Source organism: Emticicia fontis, from assembly GCF_054779675.1.
In genome coordinates this window covers 40,863-59,776 of the sequence record NZ_BAAGXU010000037.1, presented here as the reverse complement: position 1 = coordinate 59,776, position 18,914 = coordinate 40,863, and the positions used below count along the sequence as shown (strand labels likewise).

Here is an 18,914-nt window from a genome sequence, read left to right as displayed (position 1 = left end):
AACTCTCAATAAGTATAGGCTAAAGCGTTTTAATTTTTAATCAATATATTACTTATTGGTTTTTCATTATAAATCTGAATGATATAGTAAATAAATATTTTATTGTTAAAACAAATGTTATATTTGCTTCCAAACTACGTTGTAATTATGCCTAGCCCTTTGCTTTGCTTGTTGATAGATGATGATCAGGATGATCAGGAAATTTTTACTTTGGCCATAGAAGACTCCGGCCTGAATATGCAATGTGTGATAAGTAATAATGCCAGTGAAGCCTTGCAAAGGCTAAACCAGGATGGCACGTTTTTACCCAATTATATCTTTCTCGATTTGAATATGCCTCGTATTAATGGTATACAATTGCTAACCGAAATAAAGAAAATTTCCCGCCTCAAACATATTCCTGTCATTATTTACTCTACCTCCTCACACCCTAAAGATAAGGAGGCAACCCAGAATCTGGGAGCAGCTGCTTTTATTACCAAGCCATCGGGCATCAAAGAACTTTCGCAATTACTAAAAGATTTATTTCAAATACATTTACAACCAGCTTTTGAATAAGCAATAAAAATAAGGGCAACCAGACTATGAAAAATGAAGCCGTAAAAATTATTAAAGCCAAGAAAAAATACATTCTTGAACAATGGTTTCAGAACCAGATAGAAAACGATGGTTTACGCGATGATTTAATTACTAACGAAGACCAACGGATACAATCAGAAGAATTACTGAACGCTTTTGCTGCCAGTATAAGCGATAGTAACTTTGACGATGCACAGTCAAGAGATTTCGAAAAAGTTGAAGAAATATTATCGGGTATTGCTATTGCCAGAGCGAGACGAGGATTTACTCCGCGCGAAACAGGTGCTTATGTTTTCAGTTTAAAAACAGCTATATTAAAAACATTATCAGAAGAGATTACCGACACTAAGGTATTATATAATGAGACTATACGTATCAATAATATTCTGGATAATTTCAGTATCATTACTTTTGAAACCTTCATTAAAGGTCGCGAAGATGTGATTCTTCGTCAGACTGACGAAATTACTGAAATTTCGACTCCTGTTATTAAAGTTTGGGATGGCATTCTGGCGTTACCAATTATTGGTACTTTAGATAGTTCGCGTACGCAGGTAGTGATGGAAAACCTTCTGCAGGAAATTGTAGAAACCGGTAGTTCTATTGCGATTCTGGATATTTCTGGAGTGCCAGCCATAGATACTCTGGTAGCGCAACACCTGATTAAAACAGTAAGTGCGACACGTCTGATGGGTGCTGAATGTATTATTAGTGGCATTCGCCCTGAAATTGCGCAAACAGTTGTACACTTAGGCATTGACCTATCTGAAATCACAACAAAAGCTACTTTAGCCAGCGCGCTAAAAAATGCTTTTGGTATGTTAGAGCTAGAAGTAAGAAAAAAAGCATCTCCAAAAGTTTTATAATACATATTGTAGGATATATAGATTAGTATGGATAGAATACCTATTCTGAAAATGGGTGACTTTCTGTTAGTCACCATTCAAGTTGATTTATACGACCAGTTAGCCGAAACTCTGCAATCTGACCTGGCTAATATGGTAAAGAAATACAACTCTAAAGGCGTGTTGATAGATATTTCTGCGGTATCCATCATCGACTCTTTTATGGGGCGTATTTTAGGTAATATCTCCATTATGTCGAAAATCATGGATGCAGAAACCGTAGTAGTAGGTATGCAACCGGCTGTGGCTATTACTTTAGTCGAGCTGGGTTTACCTCTGAAAGGGATACACTGCGCACTGAATGTCGAAAGAGGAATGGAATTATTACGTTCTAAAATTATAGCCGACACGCCTGAAGACGACGAAGAAGATGATAGTTACCCTGAGTAAAGATAGCGTTAAAATAGCCAGAGAACAGGACACAATTTTTTTACGGAATCGGGTAAAGGAATGGGCCACTAAAATTGGTATGGGCTTAGTAAACCAGACTAAACTCATTACTGCGGCCAGCGAGCTGGTGCGTAATATGTTGAAATATGGCGGTGGTGGCACTGTTGATATTGAAATTGTAAGCAAAGGTCGTGAAAATGGTATAAAATTGATTTTTACTGATAAAGGACCAGGCATACCAGATATAAACCGAGCAATGCAGGATGGGTTTAGTACAGGTAGAAGTCTGGGATTAGGATTGCCGGGAACCCGAAGACTGGTAAGTGAGTTCGATATTAAATCGGTTGTAAATGAGGGGACGACCATCAGCATAATCAAGTGGAAGAATGGATAATAATTTCTTCTTCAATCAAAAGATTGAAGACCGTAGCTACCTCTCTTTTATTAAAAGGGAAATACATAGCCTGATTACTAAAACAGAATTTTCGTCGATGCGGGCGGGAGAACTGGATATAGTGGTATCAGAGCTATTGTCGAACCTTATTAAACATGCCGGAGGTGGCGAAATATTTTATAAATTGAGCGCCAACGAAAACAATTCTAAGGTTTTTGAGATTTATTGTATAGATAGTGGCCCGGGCAATAATAATATTGGAAAAATGATGAAAGACGGCATGTCTTCATCAAATACGCTTGGACATGGCTTGGGGGCTATTGAACGTTTGAGTAATTTTTTTCAGATTTATTCAATGGCTGGCTGGGGTACAGTTGCCTATGCAAAAATATTGATGGACGAAGCACAGAAAAAGATAGTTCAGCCTAAAAATGAGATTAATATTGACGCCTTGCAGGTCTGTATGCCTGGTGAAGAAGTATGTGGTGATGGCTATGAAATGAAAAAAATCGGCAATGAAACCCAAATTTTTTTAGGTGATGGCCTAGGACATGGCCCCAACGCCCACGAGGCTGTGCAAACTGCGATTAACGCATTTAAAATGTGTGAAGAAACAGAACCAACAGATATTCTGCGCTATATGCACCAGAAAGTAAAAAAAACCAGAGGCCTGGTAGGTAGTATTGCCAGCTATCATCATACCCGGAAAGAGTGGAAAATATGTGGCATAGGTAATATTACAACAAGACTCTACGAGGGATTAATGAGTAAAAGAGTGATGTCTCATAATGGCATTATTGGCCTGAATATCCCGTCTTTTATGAATACACATGTGCTCACCAATGCAGAATACCAGCATATAGTTATGTTTTCTGACGGAATAAAAAATCACTGGGACTTACCCCAATATCCGGCGATACTTAAATATGCCCCACCGATTATGGCTGCGGCAATTTTTAAGGATAGTGCCCGACGAAACGACGATATGACGCTACTGATAGGAAAAGTAAATTAGGCAACGAATGGAAGAAATCATACGAATAAATCTGGACAACGAAATGGATTTAATCATTGTTCATAAACGAACAATGAGGCTCGTAGAATTATGTGGACTTTCGGTTGCGGCCCAGACTACTTTCGCTACAGCAGTATCTGAAATAGCCAGAATTGCCATCAGTTACGGTGATAAATCTTATATTGCCTTAAGCATCAATACGCTCCGTTTGAATCAGAAAGAAATTGTTGCTATTATTTATGATAAAGTAGACCTGAAAACTATCAATGCCGAAGCGTATTCTTATGCCCGCCGTCTGTTAGGAGATATCCAGACTGAATATAAAGATTATTTTCATGCAACTACGCTTAAATATCGTGTGCAGTATGGTGGAATAATCTCGAAGGCGAAAATTGAGTCGTTTAAAGAATACTTTAAAAATGAGCCTTCTATTTCGGCCTATGACGAGATTCGGAAAAAGAATATTCAGTTGCTTGAAATGATTGATAAAGTAGCCGAGAGCGAGAATCGTTACCGGATGCTGAGCGATAATCTGCCATTGATGATGTTTGTTATCAATAATGAGGGGAAAATAACTTATACTAACCGATGGCTGAGAGAATTTATAGAATCGCAGGGATTGAGTTCAACTCATATCCTGTGGTTTTCATTACTGCATCAGCCTGATTACAGATTATTTTACCCTGACTGGGAAAGAGCCATACTAACCAAATCAATATTTAAAGCACAGGGAAGATTAAAGCAAAAAGATAACCTGATTTGGCATCTGATTTCGATGATGCCTGTGAAAAATGATAATGACCTGGTTACTAACTGGATTGGTTTTTTTGTGGACATTCATGCGCAGAAAGTAGTTGAAGAAACGCTTCGGGATAATAAGGCTTTAAAAATGATTCAGCAGGAGTTGCTGGCTCACCAGAAAGAACTGGAAGTAAAAAATACCACACTTTCGCGGCAAAATGTCTTTATAGAAACAGTATTTGACTCTTCTGTTGACTATATTATGGCAATTGATTCAGATTTAAGAATCATTACTTTTAATCATTCTTACGAAATACTAAGTGGCAAAAAAAGAAGTGAGGTATTAGGCGAGAAACTTATAGATATTTTTCCTGCCGTAAAAGAGAATGGCACCTATGAATTAATTAAGGAAGCGCTAAGAGGTATATCGAGTCATAAACCTGTACATCAATCTCCTATTACCAATCGCTTTTATGAAGTATTTTTTATTCCGCTTTCAGACGATTCAGAAGAAACCTATGGAGCCGTAATATTAGGAAGAGATATTACCGACCATATACAACATGAGCAGAAACTGAAATTGATGAACGAAGAATTGTCGCTTCGTAATAATGAACTGGAACAGTTTGCCTACATAGCCAGCCATGATTTACAGGAACCTTTGCGTAAGATAAAGACTTTCTCCAAGCTACTGAATGAGTCTTTAGTGATGAACGATAAGCAAAGAGACTACTTCAACAGAATTATCAATTCATCAAACCGGATGTCGAACCTGATTCGCGATGTACTGGATTATTCTCGTCTATCGACCACCGAGGAACAATTTGTAAAGGTGGATTTAAACGAAATACTGAATACTGTAAAAGTAGATTTTGAGTTATTGATTGAAGAGAAAGGAGCAATTATCAATAGTGAAAATCTACCCGTAATACTCGGTATTCAATTACAGTTGACACAACTATTCTTTAATTTGTTGAGTAATGCACTAAAATTCTCTACACACCACCCCGTGATTACTATCACCTGCCGGAAACTTACCTTCGATGAAGTAAATAGTGTAATAGATCTTGATGCTAACAAACTGTATTATCTGATAGAATTTAAGGATAATGGCATTGGATTTGAACAACAATTTGCCCGTCAGATATTTACTATCTTCCAAAGGCTTAATGATAAGCATTCGTACGCAGGGACGGGCATTGGCCTGGCTCTTTGTAAAAAGATTGTCGAGAATCATTACGGCTACATAACTGCTACCAGCGAATTAGGAGAAGGTGCAATATTTCATGTATATTTACCTGCTATTTAATTCTATTGATTGGATTAAAGAAATAAACTGTTCAGCGTCTGCTCGCCCGGTCAATTTACTACAAAAATTGTTTTCCGGAATGGAGGCGACCTTTGAGATATATCGCAATATTTCGCTACGACTAGAATGGATTTTTCATGAAACCTGGTTAATAGAGAATAGAAACTAAACGATAAAGGTTAACTATTCACTATGAAAAGAATTCTATTTTTATCTCTGCTGCTGACTTATCACATAAGCTTCTCTCAGTCAGACTTTCCATGCCAAAAAGATTACAACGTTGTTAGAGATGTTTTCTCGGGTATAGAGAATTATCCCGCTGCCGAAACAATTGTAGCTTCTAACAAAGTTTACGACAACAGTAAAGTTTCTTTCAAGACGAAAAATGCGATTACACTAAATCCAGGGTTTTCTGTTGCAAACGGAAGTACTTTTACTACTTCTATGATGGATAAGGGTTGTGTTCCGGAATACAACCAATCGGTTTATATAAGCACTTTAAGTTATTATCTACATCATATCAATGCTGAAACAGGCGTTATCAAATGGAGTTTTAAGGCAAATGGGCAGATTGTTTCGAGCCCGACAGTAGCTTATGGGTTAGTGTATGTAGGGAGCTGGGATAAAAAATTATATGCTATTGATACGACAAATGGGCAAGTGAAGTGGAGTTATACGACTGAGAATGTTATTAGTACTACACCTGCGGTAAAAGACTCGGTAGTTTATATCACAGGGAGCGATGGTAACCTCAATGCGCTCAATGCCATTACGGGGCAAAAAATCTGGAGTCGTTATCTTGAAGAGGGGAATCAAGGTCTTTATATCGAGATAAGAAATGGCATAGTTTATCATAATATTTATAATTCTTATGATGGCAACAGGTTGTTTGCAGTTGACATAGCAACCAGACAGATTAAATGGGTTGCTTCATTGCCTCCTTATACTAATCCTGGTCAGATTCCACCTCAGAGTGTTGCTACACCATCGCAAACAATCTATGTAGGCGGCTCAAATAATGCTATCCATGCGGTTGATGCCATAACCGGCAACGTAAAATGGAATTTTATAGCAGATAATCCTATTGATGCGACACCACTTCTTGAAAATGGCATTGTATATTGCTCTACAAATCTGGGACATCTCTATGCGCTTAATGCTTCTACCGGACAATTAATATGGGATGTTAACACACATTCTACTTCTCATAATTCTGCCAGCATCATTATAGCTTATGGGATTTTATTCTGGGAAGTGTCATACGGTTTAATCTATTATTTAGACCCTAATACCGGGCAACAAAAAGACATAACATCGGGTAGTGGATTAGGTGTTACTCCAACTGTTGTTAATGGCACCGTTTACTCGGGCTGGTATGCCATTGATGCTGTCAGTAGAAGAATAAAATGGGCAGCTCAAATCAGTGGCCCTATGGCTTCGAGCCCATGTGTGGTAACGAGTACCGGGAAGATATATAGAGGATTTGGTAATATTCATCCTTAAATCAACGCCTTGAAAAACCGGATTATTTTCTATTTCTCAAACGATGTACATATCCTGGATTTAGCAGGGCCTTTGCAGGTCTTTTATGAGTCAGGTGAATATGGTATTCCGTATGAAATACTCTTTGTTTCAGATAAGGAGCAGAAACAATTTTCGGCCGGTTTGTTTTCTGATAAGCTCACCGATTTCCCAACGATTGAATTCGATAAGGATGATATTCTGATGATACCGGGTTTTAGTATTCTCTCTAATCTGGAACCAAACAAAGATTTTGATGAATGGGTGAGAAAAGCGTTTGAGAAAAAGGTGACTATCTGCTCAGTTTGTACAGGTGTTTTTGCGCTGGCAAGAGCAGGTATATTGGATGGGCTGGAATGCACCACACATTGGAAATATATCGAAGCCCTACAAAAGCATTTCCCGAAAGTAAAAGTAATGCAAAACCGCTTGTTTGTAAAAAACGAGAATGTATATACAAGCGCTGGAATCACAACCGGAATTGACTTAGCACTGTTTCTGGTAGAAGAACGTCATGGAGCCAGATTTGCCTATCAGCTTGCCAAAGAACTGGTGATGTATCTGCGCCGCGATAGTGCCGACGGGCAGGAGAGTATTTTTGTTCAATACCGCCAGCATATCAATTATCAGATTCATGAAATACAAGATTGGTTGATTCACCATCTCAATCAAAGAAATTCTATTGAAGATTTAGCCGAAAAAGTAAATATGAGTCCGCGCAACCTGACTCGTTTATTTAAGGCGAAAACAGGTATTACTATCGGCGACTATATTGAAAAGTTAAGGGTTGAAAGAGCATTGCAATTATTGAAGCGCAATGAGAAGATGACTACTATCTCGCAGGAATGTGGCATCAATAACCCTCATCAACTGGCTACTATTCTTAAAAAACATACGGGGTATATTCCTAAAGAACTCAAAAAATTGTCCTGATTCTGACTTTTATTGTCCTTTCATTAACTCTTGCAGCCCTATACATTTGCAAGAAAAAAACAAATTAATGAAAGCTATTCTCACCTACATTCTTCTTTTTGTATCGGTGCTGAGTTTTGCACAGACAGCAAGTACTGATCCGTTCGTTTGTCCACCGTGTGATAATGATTGTGATAAACTCACTTTTGCTAAAGCAGGTAAATGCCCACACTGTGGCATGGAATTGATTCAGAAAAGTAAACTACCCAAGAAAAAAATGACTATCTGTTTTTATCTGCAAGATGGTGTAGAGGTGCTCGATTTTGCCGGCCCTATGGAGGTATTCTCTTATGCAGGCGCTAAAATCTTTACGGTATCTAAAACCAAAAACCCTATTAAATCGCAGGGAATTCTGAAAGTAACGCCTGATTATGATATTACTGATGCGCCAGCTTTTGATATACTGGCGGTTTTTGGTGGCAATTCGGGAAATGCTTCGGAAGATCCGGCCGTAATCAGCTGGATAAAGGCAAGAAAGCCTACTACACAATATTATTTCTCGGTTTGTACAGGTGCTTTTATTTTAGGTAGAGCAGGTTTGTTAGATAATCTGACGGTAACGACTTTTCATGAAAGTATTGATAGATTACAAAAAGCCGTACCTAGTGCCAAAGTTCTACCTAATACGCGCTTTGTTGACAATGGCACAATCATTACCACAGCCGGAATATCGGCAGGTATTGATGGGGCTTTGCATCTGGTTGAAAAACTTGGGGGAAAGGAACAAGCCAAACGAGTAGCTACTTATATGGAATATGATAAATGGGTGCCTGAGCAGGGACTGATAGTAAACGGCCGCCCCTAACGCCCCCCGCCCCTAAAGGAGTGCTTTATTACGACGAAAAAGTTTTTAACTCCCCTTTAGGGGCTGGGGATGCTGGGGCAAAAAAAAAGGTGGTGAAACACGATTTTAGCTTTTGCTTGTGGAGCATTTTAACTCCCTCGTTGTGTGTTTCACTACCTTTTTTAATATAATTAAAGCCTGCTGGCGTTTAATTTAAATTTAACCCTGATTACATACGATTCGAGTCTCTGTCGCGGTCACGGTCTCTTGCTTCATCCTGATCAATTTCTTTGGTTTCTGAGAAATCGGCATCGGTATTTCTATTCATGCCTTCTCTTTCTTCACGGTCGTGATCACGGTCTCTACCTTGTTGGTCTGATTGACCTTGTTGACCTGTGTTTGTATTGCTTTGCTGGCCTTGATTTGGCATATCTCTGTTACCACCTTGCTGGCTGCCCGATTGTTGACCTTGCTGCCCTTGGTTCCAGTTCTGTTGCCCTTGCTGGCCTTTATTCATATTTGATTGCTGGCCTTGTTGGCTGGTATTTCTATCGCCTTGTTGCTGGCTACCAGATTGGTCTTGTTGACCTTGATTCCAGTTTTGTTGTTGTCCTTGCTGGCCTTTGTCCGAACCAGTTGATTGTTGACCTTGTTGTGTGGTGTTTCTATTTCCTGATTGTTGAGTTGACGTATTTTTTTCGTCTTCCCTTGGCTTATTTTCTTGCGTTGCCATAATTTTAAGTTTTTTGAGGTTAATAGATAATTTCGAGAAAGTGTTTCCAGTGGGAAATAAATTTTCTCATATTTAATCTTCAAAAAATTCTATGCCACCTCTCAGATTGCCTTCTGAAAGGGATAGCATTTAACCGCGTGGCACAGAATCCTCAATTTTTATTTAGACTGGGTAAAAATATAGTCAATAAACAGCACCTACCCTTATACGTAATTAATTAAGTGTCTGGCGTACATTTTTTATATGAGTAAGAGGTATTATACTGATTATTCTATAGGAGACACTTATATGAATTACTTTATTGGCTGTTCAGGTTTTTCGAACAAAGACTGGAAAGGTTTTTTTTACCCTGATAATCTAACGTCAAAAGATTATCTGACTTTTTACGCAGAGAATTTCAATTCGGTAGAAATTAACTCTACTTTTTACCGAAAACCCACCACTAAAACTTTGCTCAGCTGGTACGAACAAACACCAGCCAATTTCCTCTTTTTTATTAAAATTCCACAAACGATTACACACATTAATCAACTGAAAAATGTGCGGCAGGAGATTAATGAATTCTGTAAGCATATTAGCATGGGTTTAAAAGAGAAATTAGGAGGCTTTCTGTTTCAGTTTCCACCCTCTTTTATATGTGATAACTTAAATATTAATAATGTGCTGAATAGTCTTAATTCACGTTTTTTGAATGTGGTGGAATTCAGACATAAATCGTGGTGGAATGAAAGCGTGTATGAGTTGTTGAAAGAGCAAAGCATTATTTTTTGTGGCGTAAGTATTCCGAAAGAGATACCAGATGAGGTGATTATCAACCATCCCGATACGATGTACTATCGGTTGCATGGAAAGCCTATTCTGTTTAAATCTGAATATAGTGAGGCCGAACTAGAGGCTTTGGCAAATACAATAAAGGCGAGTGACAAAAACGCTTTTGTGTTCTTCAATAATACCTGGGGCATAGCAGCTATAAAAAATGCCCGCGCTATGCAAAAATTGTTGGCAGATATGCCCTGATTTTCTTAATTTGCGATGATGAGAATGACTATAATGCTCTAATATCTTCCCTGATGTCTTCCTGACATATCTCGCCTTTGCAGAAAGGCTGGTTTTCTATTGTCTTTAATCAATCTCAAATTTACTGAACAAATCATTGGGTGTGAACCGTTCAAAGGTCGCATCTGGTTTGTAGCAGCGGCGAGCGGGACGCGACCGTCGCCCGGCTCGCGCCACAATTTAAAACATCATGTTAGAAATATTAGATAAAAATCAGATTCAACAATTCATCTATCAGGGATTTGTTAAAATAGAAAATGCCTTTTCGTCTGAACTGGCAGCAGAAGCCCGTGACATTCTCTGGAAGGATATGGGCTGCGACCCGAATGATAGCAGCACCTGGACAAAACCAGTAATCAGGCTGGGTATGTATACACAAGCACCTTTTATTAAGGCTGCTAATACAGAGGTTCTTCATGCGGCATTTAACCAGCTGGTAGGAAAAGGGAACTGGATTCCTTGCCAAAGCATGGGCACTTTTCCCGTGCGTTTTCCATCGGCAGAAGAACCGGGGGACACAGGTTGGCATGTAGATGCCAGTTTCCCGGGTGATTATCCTTCTAATTATTTTGAATGGCGGGTAAATGCCAAATCAAAAGGCAGGGTCTTATTGATGTTGTTTCTCTTCTCTGATGTTGGAGAGAAAGATGCGCCTACCCGTATTCGTGTGGGTTCTCATCTGGATGTTGCCAAGGTATTGGAACCCTACGGAGAACAAGGGTTGTCATTTATGGAACTGGCTGCAAAGCTGGCAGAAATGCCTGAAAGGGAAGAAGTATTAGCCACCGGAAAGGCCGGAACAGTCTATTTATGCCATCCTTTTATAGCGCATGCAGCGCAGGCACATCGGGGTACCGAACCTCGTTTTCTGGCGCAGCCGCCGCTTTTAGCTCCTAGCCGCGCGGCGGACCGCCTCTAAAGGGGAACTAAGAAGTAAAGGGTAAGTAAATTTTACTTGCCCTTTACTTAAACCGATGTGTTTTGAATATTCTGATGATTTCCTGTTTGCATTACTTAATCAGGCTTAATTATACTTGGCTGATAGCTGTTTTACCTCTAACTGGTTTCTATTCAGTTGATTGATTTCAAACTCAAGCTTAAATTTACCGCCCCAATAAATTCCATCCAGCATAATTTTGTCACCTGTTTTGCTCCAGGCCCCTTGTGTTTCTACATAGCTGACAGGAGGAGTACCACACCAGCCTGCATTCTGACGAGAAACAAGCAAGCCATTTGCTTTAAAGGCATAACCCGACTTGTCTTTATCAAATTGAGAAGCCCGATGAAAGTTATAAATAACGTCGTCACCAACGGTTTCGCCCTTGTCTAGCACCCATGTGCCTTGAATTGGGTTCTCAGGGTCATATTTTTTACTACAACCGGAAAGGAAACCTACAAAAAGTAGTGAGAATACAAGTGTGATAAAGGTATTTTTAGTCATACGATAGTTTTTTATGATAAGATACTTTTTTAAATAAAATCGTTGGAACAAAAAAATGATTTATCTGTCTAATGAACTAATAGTTAAATTTTATCAATATAGGTAAAGGTCAGGTATTGTAAAACCAACTGGATAAGTCTAAAATCAGGTATCCGTTTATCCAAAGATTAAACCATTTAACATATTTGCAATACAAACTACCTGTTTTTACATAGTAGCTATTATCTTTGATTATTATTCAATTTAACAATTATGAATTATGAAAAATCTTCTTTTACTGGCACTGGTCTGTTTAAGTTTTTCAGGCTTTGCCCAATGTAACCTTGATGTAACGCTGACGGCCAATAAAACAGAATATCTGGATGGCTCAGGGGCTATACAACGCAAGGTTGATGAAAACAGCACTATTGAAATCATCAAAAAACAGGTCATGATTAACCCCGGTAATAATGGCAATATCATGACCGGAAATATTACTTCCGCCACCTGCGAATGGCCAACAGCTTATAAAGAAGGCAAAAGCGTGATTAAAGCAGATTTTGAAGACCCATCAGGCACAACTCGCCATGCGACTATGACCCTTGAGGGCAAAGATGGCAAGATCACTTTCACTATGGAAATAGCCGAAATGGCCGATCGGATAATCAGAGTTTCGATTGATAGTTTTAAAGAAAAGAAATAGGGTAGATTAATAATCCAAAGTTCTGAAACAGCAAGAGATATTGGGGATGCCAATATCTCTTTTTTATTAATTAATTATTGTTTTACAATAATTAATTAATACATTTGCATATAATAATTGTGTATTCGCCCAGGCAAGACGTTTTGTACTTTACAAAAGCCTGAAACTTAAGCAACCAGAAGGCATAAAAAAGCCCCTCAAAATGGGGCATGGAATTGTATTGTCTAAAATTTTTCAGATTATGAATCAGCTATCACTCAGAAACATCAACAAGACCTATGGCAATGGCGTGAAAGCCATTGAAGGGGTTAATCTCGAACTCAACAATGGGATGTTCGGCCTATTAGGCCCGAACGGTGCCGGAAAATCATCCCTGATGAAAACCATTGCTGGCTTGCAAAGCCCCGATAGTGGCTACATTAGCCTAAATGGTGTGGACATAGTAGCCGACACCGATTTCATTAAACAACAACTGGGCTTTCTGCCACAGGATTTTGGTGTATACCCTAAAATATCGGCTTATGACTTGCTCAATCATCTGGCTACTCTGAAAGGCCTTGTTAATAGAACTACCCGAAAGGAACAGGTATTAGCTTTGCTTGATAAGGTTAATCTATATCAACACCGCAATAAAGAGGTTTATACTTTTTCGGGAGGTATGCGTCAGCGGTTTGGCATTGCCCAGGCATTATTGGGGAATCCGCAGGTGATTATTGTGGATGAACCTACGGCAGGACTTGACCCGGAAGAAAGGAATCGCTTTAATAACCTGTTGAGCGAAATCGGGGAAGATATTATTATTATCCTTTCGACACATCTGGTTGAGGATGTAAAGAATCTATGCCCGAATATGGCAGTGATGCACCAGGGCAAAGTGATTGCGCAGGGAAAGCCGTCTCATTTTGTAGATTCATTGATGGGAATGGTCTGGAAAAAGACCATTGATAAAAGGGAAAAGCCTGAATACGAGCAAAACTTCAGCATCATTTCTACCCAACTGACAGAAGGAAAACTGAGTATTCATGTATATGCCGAAGAAAGGCCAGATAGCCATTTCGAGGTGCTCTCTCCTACTCTGGAAGATTATTATTTCTTTGTGATGAACCAACAAAAACAGACCGTATGAAAATCACCGCACAGTTTAGATACCTTCTGGCATTCGAGCTAAGTCTGTTCTTTAAAAAAGCCTGGATATATATTGCTTTACTAACTTTTTTAGGTGTGGGATTTGTGGGGGGCTCTTCGTTTTCAGCTTTTTCTACCGAAAATACTTACCGGAATTCGCCATTTGCCATTACCTATATTCTGGGGTACTTGTCGCTTATCTGCATCTTTTCCTCAAGTATTCTGGCCGCTCAGGTATTGTTCAGGGAGCAAGAGCATCATTTTTCGATGGTTCTTTATACTACTCCGCTAAAGAAAACCAACTTCTTTCTGAGCAGGTTTCTGATTGTCTTCGGCCTTAGTACTATTACTATGTTTCTATTGGTAGTGGGCTTTGCTGCGGGGCAACAAATGTCCCGTTTTGATGCCAGTGAAATGGGGCCATTCCATCTGTGGTATTATTTTCAGCCTTTCCTGCTGATAACTGTACCTAATGCGTTTCTTTGTTCGGCAGTAGTTTGCAGTATAGGTTTACTGACCAAAAACAAGCTTCTGGTCTATATTTCGGGCTTATTTATTTTCATTGCTTATCAGGTATCGCTTATTTTCTCAGGCTCGCCGCTGATAGCCGGAGCTATGCCTCCTACTGAAGAATCTATGCTGATGGCAGCCCGCTTTGACCCTTTCGGATTATCGGCGTTTTTGCATCAGACCTTGCAATGGTCGGCCATTCAGCGGAACACAACTTTAACAGCACTGGAAGGCACTATGCTTTTTAACAGAGCATTTTATCTGTTTCTTTCATTCTTAATGCTAGTAGCGGCTCATCGCCTGTTTAGTTTTTCGGCTGACGAAAAGAGTAAGAAAGTGAAAGAAAAGCCACAGGTAAAGGCTTCGCTTGCGCCTTACCGTATTGTATTACCCAAGGTTTTCAGCATCTGGCATCAATTCAGGTCGTTCATAAGCCTGATAAAAATTGATCTGAGTTTTGTACTGAAAAGCATTCCCTTTGTGTTGATTCTGATAGGTATTGTTTTCTTTGTTTCGATGGAAATGTATGGTGAAGTTGAGCAGGGAATCCGGATGCCTCAAAACTATGTAAGTACGGCATTAATGGTGAATACCATTCTGGATACTTTTCCTGCATTGTGTAGTCTGGTTATTCTGTTTTATAGCAACGAATTACTCTGGCGGAGTCGCACCTCAAACTTTTATCTGATAGAAAGCACTACCCCTGTTGGCCTGTCTGTTCAGTTTTTTGCCAAGTGGTTTTCAATGGCTTGCATCATTCTTTTATTGATTGCAGGCGTAGTACTGGCAGGCATTGTTTTTCAGTTGGTCTACCAATATCCGCACATTGAATGGCTAACGTATACAAGTATGGGTTATCTGGTTGGCTTGCCATTAATTTTGAGTTCGGGTATGATGATAGCCATTCAGCAAATGATTAAGAACAGGTATCTGGGCCTGGTGGCTGCTACTATTTTTGTCTTGCTCACTACTACCAGTATCGGGAAAGCGCTACATATTACACATCCACTATTGCGGATAGGAAATGCCTTTAGTGGAGAATATAGCGCTATGAATGGCTTCGGAGCTTACCTGACTCCATTCAGCTGGCGAATGTTGTATGGAATTTGTGCTACGATTATGATTATGATTCTTGCCGTACAAATTCAACAAGGGAGAAGGAAATCTTGGAAGCTTGGCACCATACTTAGTGTTTTGGTTTTATTGGCCATTTCCCTCAGCTCAGGTGTGTATATTCATAAGCAATTAGCGATAACAGATAGTGAAAGCACGCTTCAGTGGCAAACTGATTATGAGAAAAAGTACCGCCAGTTTCAGGATATGCCCGTGCCAACTATCAGGGCAGTGCAAACGACTATTGATTTGTTCCCTGAGAAAAATGCTTATGAGGTTTCGGCTACTTATATTTTACAAAATACTACCAGCAAACCTATTGATAAGATTTTGTTTTATCTCAATCCAGAGATTTCATTGAAAAGTCTGAAAGCAGGCGGACAAATTATTAGTGTTGCTGATTCGGTATACGGGCATTATTGGGTAAATCTGGCAAAACCTTTATTACCGCAGGATAGTATTAAAGCTGATTTTGCATTCAGTTATCGCTGGAATCCATTCAATCGGGTAAATGCGACCAATGCCATTGTAGAAAACGGGGCGTTTATGCGTATCAGCAATTATTTTCCACAATTGGGTTATCAAGCCGGCAATGAGATAGACAATGAAGTAGAACGCAAAGCACGGAAACTGGGTAAAGCCACACCAGCCAAAAGTCTGGAAGCGCCTCGCGAAGAAGAAGCTGAATGGTTGACTCTGGATATGCAACTCTCTACTTCTGCCAAGCAAACAGCCATTGGTATAGGAGAATTAGTTAAACAGTGGACAGCCAATAACAGAAACTATTACCACTATAAAACCGATGTGCCTGTCCGGTTCAGGTTCGGGGTTTCTTCTGCCCAGTATATGATTAAGAAAGATAGTCATCGGGGCATCGGTATTGAAGTCTATTATCATCCTGCACACCCTGAAAATGTGGAGGCATTAATAACTAATGCCAAAAATACACTTGATTATTGCGAAACCAATTTTGGCCAATACCCTTTCAAAACTATTCGCTTTGCCGAAATATCGGCCTTTACGAAAGGGTTTGCAGCTACGGCCTATCCGGCGACGGTTTTCATGACTGAAAACATTGTTTTTCATGCCAATACCAAAGGAGATAAGCAACAGGATGTGATTAATGAATTGGCAGGACATGAACTTTCACACGAATGGTGGGGCACCAATCAGTTTGTTCCGGCAGAAAGAGAAGGAAGTGGATTTATGAGTGAAACGCTGGCAATGTATACCGAGCTTATGCTCGTAAAAAAGATGTATGGTCAAAAGCGGGTACTGGAAAATGTACGTATGCACAAAAATATCTATCTGAGCGATAGAGGTTTTGGTGATGAGCAGGCATTATACAAAGCTAAACAAGGCAATGCGCACCTATACTATTCGAAGGGCATGGTTGCGATGTATCAACTGTCTGAGATGATTGGGGAAGAGAAAGTAAATATGGCCCTGCGAAGTCTGTATCAAAAATATGTTCATGGCAAAACATTACCTGTTACCACAGATTTTCTGGATGAAATCTATGCTCTCACTGATCTCTCTCTCCATCCGGCTATTGACGATTTATTTAAGAAAATAATCATTTATCAACCCTTAGCTCAATCTATCAGGACTCAACAGCTGGGCAATAAACATGAAACCAGTTTTGAACTACTCGTCAATAAATATCAGGAAGATGGGAAAGGAAAACAGACGCCAGTAGATTTTACGGGTATGATTGAGATAGGTTTTTCTTTTAAAGATGGAAAAGAAGAAATCAGGAGTTTTCCTGTTATTCATGGCAAAGCCACTATTAAAGTCAGCTATGCCGAAAAGCCAGTAAAAATGGTTCTAGACCCGCATGAGCAATTAATTAAAGGGGATGAGGGTAGGGTTTATCAGTTGAAATAAGAAGTAATGTTATACGTTTCAGTCTTTTTTAAAGCCATCATAAATATTGTGATGGCTTTTTTGTTAGGTGGCTTTACTTTGATTTGCTCTTATTATTTCAATAAAATCTGCAATATCTACACTTACATTAAAACGAAATTAAAACGAAATTAAAACCATCTGCGCAACTTTTCCGTAAGTACCAACAACATAGTCATTACAATAACACACATTTATGAAAAAAATCAGATTCTACGCAGCATTTCTTTTATCCGGGCTTATCCTTACTTCTTGTAAAGATGATAGCGAAACCATTGACATTGTTAAACCAGACGTAACATTCTTTACTTTAGTTGATGGCACAAAGCTACTTAAAATCAATGCCATGAGTTCAGAAACAGCCATTACCACCACAACTATTACAGGTCTGCAAACAAGCGATGTTTTAACAGCCATTGATTTTCGTCCGGCAACTGGTGAGTTATATGGTGTAAGTACACAAAACAGAATTTATGTAATTAATCAGGAAAGTGGTGCAGCCAGATTAGTTGGTACATCGGCACTTAATCCGGTAATAAACGGCACGGCGGTTGCACTTGATTTTAATCCGACTGTAGACAGAATCAGACTAGTAACCAGTAGTGGACAAAATCTCCGTTTACACCCTGAAACAGGTGCAGTAGCTGCTACCGATGGTGCCATTAATGGCGGTTCAAGCCCGGGTATTGAGGCCGTGGCTTATACCAATAATATGGCAGGAGTTACTTCTACTGTTCTTTATGACATCGATCCGAAATCGGATAAATTATATAAACAAGACCCGCCAAACAACGGTACTTTAGTAGAAGTAGGTGCTTTAGGTATTGATGTGACGATGGCAGCAGGTTTTGACATCAGTCCTGAAGGTGACATGGCGCTTACCGCCGTAATGGTAGGCGGAAAATGGGAATTACATCAGGTAAATTTAACAACGGGTAAACTTAGTAAATTGGGCAATTTACCATCAGGAAATATCACAGGTCTGGCTATTCCTACCGCCCCGGTTGGATACGGTATCGACGATGCTAATAACCTTTTGATTTTCAATTTTATGAAAGCAGGTACACCTGCCAGTAAAGCTATTACAGGCTTGCAGAATGGAGAAACCATCTTGGGTATAGATATGCGCCCTGCTACCGGGCAACTCTATGCATTAGGAAGCACAAGCCGTTTATATGTATTAAATATGTCGTCTGGTGCTGCTACTGTAGTAGGTACAGTTCCGTTCGCTACACTTTTGTCAGGAACCAGTTTTGGATTTGATTTCAACCCGACGGTTGATAGAATCCGTTGCATCAGTAATACAGGCCAGAACCTGCGTTTGCATCCTGAAACAGGAGGCATTGCAGCCGTTGATGGTGCCTTGAATCCTGCTACGCCTAGTGTAACGTCGTCGGCCTATACTAACAATTTTGCCGGAGCCACTACCACTGCCTTATATAATATTGACAGCATGACCGACAAACTTACCAAGCAGGATCCACCTAACAACGGAACACAGGTTGAGGTGGGTAATCTGGGAGTCAATGTTGAGGCAGCAGGAGGTTTTGATATAGGAAGCCGTAGCGGATTAGCTTATGGTGTGCTGAGAGTAGCAGATAAGTCTGCTATTTATACGATTAATCTTACGTCGGGTGCAAGTACAAAAACCATTGACTTGCCCGGCAATATACATGCCTTTACTATCGGTTTAGGGTTTTAATAAATTTGTAGGGATTGAGAAACGGCCTTAAAGCACT

Annotated in this window: 17 protein-coding genes; 15 read left to right on the top strand and 2 right to left on the bottom strand. The window is 39.6% G+C overall.

The window, feature by feature from the left end; translation table 11 throughout:
• Positions 1-114 precede the first annotated feature (114 nt).
• From ACYVFA_RS16060 to ACYVFA_RS16020, 9 genes are all read left to right on the top strand, one after another.
• A complete protein-coding gene (locus ACYVFA_RS16060; protein ID WP_460472861.1) occupies positions 115-558 on the top strand; it encodes a response regulator in 444 nt (147 codons plus the stop codon).
• A 26-nt stretch (positions 559-584) separates the two neighbouring features.
• Complete coding sequence (locus ACYVFA_RS16055; protein WP_460472860.1) at positions 585-1,445, top strand: STAS domain-containing protein; 861 nt, start codon at positions 585-587, stop codon at positions 1,443-1,445.
• Positions 1,446-1,472: 27 nt separating this feature from the next.
• A complete protein-coding gene (locus ACYVFA_RS16050) occupies positions 1,473-1,874 on the top strand; it encodes an STAS domain-containing protein (protein ID WP_460472859.1) in 402 nt (133 codons plus the stop codon).
• Positions 1,855-2,268 carry an anti-sigma regulatory factor gene (locus ACYVFA_RS16045; RefSeq protein ID WP_460472858.1) on the top strand — a complete coding sequence of 138 codons (414 nt, stop codon included), beginning with the start codon at positions 1,855-1,857 and terminating at the stop codon, positions 2,266-2,268. Before ACYVFA_RS16050 ends, ACYVFA_RS16045 begins: the two co-directional genes overlap by 20 nt.
• Positions 2,261-3,283 (top strand): ATP-binding protein, encoded by a 1,023-nt coding sequence (locus ACYVFA_RS16040; protein ID WP_460472857.1) that lies wholly within the window; start codon positions 2,261-2,263, stop codon positions 3,281-3,283. Before ACYVFA_RS16045 ends, ACYVFA_RS16040 begins: the two co-directional genes overlap by 8 nt.
• 7 nt (positions 3,284-3,290) lie before the next feature.
• The gene (locus tag ACYVFA_RS16035) at positions 3,291-5,333 is read left to right on the top strand and encodes a sensor histidine kinase (RefSeq protein WP_460472856.1); all 2,043 of its coding nucleotides are present in this window, start codon (positions 3,291-3,293) and stop codon (positions 5,331-5,333) included.
• 192 nt (positions 5,334-5,525) lie between these two features.
• Complete coding sequence (locus tag ACYVFA_RS16030) at positions 5,526-6,836, top strand: PQQ-binding-like beta-propeller repeat protein (protein WP_460472855.1); 1,311 nt, start codon at positions 5,526-5,528, stop codon at positions 6,834-6,836.
• A gap of 9 nt (positions 6,837-6,845) precedes the next feature.
• A complete protein-coding gene (locus ACYVFA_RS16025) occupies positions 6,846-7,787 on the top strand; it encodes a GlxA family transcriptional regulator (RefSeq protein ID WP_460472854.1) in 942 nt (313 codons plus the stop codon).
• Positions 7,788-7,854: 67 nt separating this feature from the next.
• Complete coding sequence (locus tag ACYVFA_RS16020; RefSeq protein WP_460472853.1) at positions 7,855-8,631, top strand: DJ-1/PfpI family protein; 777 nt, start codon at positions 7,855-7,857, stop codon at positions 8,629-8,631.
• 208 nt (positions 8,632-8,839) lie between these two features.
• On the opposite strand, the gene ACYVFA_RS16015 is transcribed toward ACYVFA_RS16020, so the two are convergent.
• Positions 8,840-9,343, bottom strand: coding sequence for a hypothetical protein (locus ACYVFA_RS16015; RefSeq protein ID WP_460472852.1), 504 nt, complete (start codon positions 9,341-9,343; stop codon positions 8,840-8,842).
• 288 nt (positions 9,344-9,631) lie between these two features.
• Between ACYVFA_RS16015 and ACYVFA_RS16010 the strand changes: the two genes are divergently transcribed.
• Positions 9,632-10,360, top strand: a complete 729-nt coding sequence (locus ACYVFA_RS16010; RefSeq protein WP_460472851.1) for a DUF72 domain-containing protein — start codon at positions 9,632-9,634, stop codon at positions 10,358-10,360.
• Positions 10,361-10,589: 229 nt separating this feature from the next.
• The gene (locus ACYVFA_RS16005; protein ID WP_460472850.1) at positions 10,590-11,318 is read left to right on the top strand and encodes a phytanoyl-CoA dioxygenase family protein; all 729 of its coding nucleotides are present in this window, start codon (positions 10,590-10,592) and stop codon (positions 11,316-11,318) included.
• 105 nt (positions 11,319-11,423) lie between these two features.
• Here the strand turns inward: ACYVFA_RS16005 and ACYVFA_RS16000 are convergent, their stop codons facing one another.
• Positions 11,424-11,840, bottom strand: a complete 417-nt coding sequence (locus tag ACYVFA_RS16000) for a hypothetical protein (RefSeq protein WP_460472849.1) — start codon at positions 11,838-11,840, stop codon at positions 11,424-11,426.
• A gap of 259 nt (positions 11,841-12,099) precedes the next feature.
• Between ACYVFA_RS16000 and ACYVFA_RS15995 the strand changes: the two genes are divergently transcribed.
• The 4 genes from ACYVFA_RS15995 to ACYVFA_RS15980 all read left to right on the top strand — a co-directional run bounded on the left by ACYVFA_RS15995 (position 12,100) and on the right by ACYVFA_RS15980 (position 18,877).
• Positions 12,100-12,522, top strand: a complete 423-nt coding sequence (locus ACYVFA_RS15995; protein ID WP_460472848.1) for a hypothetical protein — start codon at positions 12,100-12,102, stop codon at positions 12,520-12,522.
• A 241-nt stretch (positions 12,523-12,763) separates the two neighbouring features.
• Positions 12,764-13,648, top strand: coding sequence for an ABC transporter ATP-binding protein (locus tag ACYVFA_RS15990; protein ID WP_460472847.1), 885 nt, complete (start codon positions 12,764-12,766; stop codon positions 13,646-13,648).
• Entirely contained in the window at positions 13,645-17,157 is a 3,513-nt protein-coding gene (locus tag ACYVFA_RS15985) for a M1 family aminopeptidase (RefSeq protein WP_460472846.1), read from the top strand. Before ACYVFA_RS15990 ends, ACYVFA_RS15985 begins: the two co-directional genes overlap by 4 nt.
• 214 nt (positions 17,158-17,371) lie before the next feature.
• On the top strand, positions 17,372-18,877 hold the full coding sequence (locus ACYVFA_RS15980) for a DUF4394 domain-containing protein (protein WP_460472845.1): 1,506 nt from the start codon (positions 17,372-17,374) through the stop codon (positions 18,875-18,877).
• Positions 18,878-18,914: the final 37 nt, after the last annotated feature.

Excerpts from the sequence above, each read along its gene's own strand:
- ACYVFA_RS16060 (WP_460472861.1), top strand. The coding sequence starts at position 115 with ATGTTATATTTGCTTCCAAACTACGTTGTAATTATGCCTAGCCCTTTG.
- ACYVFA_RS16055 (WP_460472860.1), top strand. The coding sequence starts at position 585 with ATGAAAAATGAAGCCGTAAAAATTATTAAAGCCAAGAAAAAATACATT.
- ACYVFA_RS16050 (WP_460472859.1), top strand. The coding sequence starts at position 1,473 with ATGGATAGAATACCTATTCTGAAAATGGGTGACTTTCTGTTAGTCACC.
- ACYVFA_RS16045 (WP_460472858.1), top strand. The coding sequence starts at position 1,855 with ATGATAGTTACCCTGAGTAAAGATAGCGTTAAAATAGCCAGAGAACAG.
- ACYVFA_RS16040 (WP_460472857.1), top strand. The coding sequence starts at position 2,261 with ATGGATAATAATTTCTTCTTCAATCAAAAGATTGAAGACCGTAGCTAC.
- ACYVFA_RS16035 (WP_460472856.1), top strand. The coding sequence starts at position 3,291 with ATGGAAGAAATCATACGAATAAATCTGGACAACGAAATGGATTTAATC.
- ACYVFA_RS16030 (WP_460472855.1), top strand. The coding sequence starts at position 5,526 with ATGAAAAGAATTCTATTTTTATCTCTGCTGCTGACTTATCACATAAGC.
- ACYVFA_RS16020 (WP_460472853.1), top strand. The coding sequence starts at position 7,855 with ATGAAAGCTATTCTCACCTACATTCTTCTTTTTGTATCGGTGCTGAGT.
- ACYVFA_RS16015 (WP_460472852.1), bottom strand. The coding sequence starts at position 9,343 with ATGGCAACGCAAGAAAATAAGCCAAGGGAAGACGAAAAAAATACGTCA.
- ACYVFA_RS16010 (WP_460472851.1), top strand. The coding sequence starts at position 9,632 with ATGAATTACTTTATTGGCTGTTCAGGTTTTTCGAACAAAGACTGGAAA.
- ACYVFA_RS16005 (WP_460472850.1), top strand. The coding sequence starts at position 10,590 with ATGTTAGAAATATTAGATAAAAATCAGATTCAACAATTCATCTATCAG.
- ACYVFA_RS16000 (WP_460472849.1), bottom strand. The coding sequence starts at position 11,840 with ATGACTAAAAATACCTTTATCACACTTGTATTCTCACTACTTTTTGTA.
- ACYVFA_RS15995 (WP_460472848.1), top strand. The coding sequence starts at position 12,100 with ATGAAAAATCTTCTTTTACTGGCACTGGTCTGTTTAAGTTTTTCAGGC.
- ACYVFA_RS15990 (WP_460472847.1), top strand. The coding sequence starts at position 12,764 with ATGAATCAGCTATCACTCAGAAACATCAACAAGACCTATGGCAATGGC.
- ACYVFA_RS15985 (WP_460472846.1), top strand. The coding sequence starts at position 13,645 with ATGAAAATCACCGCACAGTTTAGATACCTTCTGGCATTCGAGCTAAGT.
- ACYVFA_RS15980 (WP_460472845.1), top strand. The coding sequence starts at position 17,372 with ATGAAAAAAATCAGATTCTACGCAGCATTTCTTTTATCCGGGCTTATC.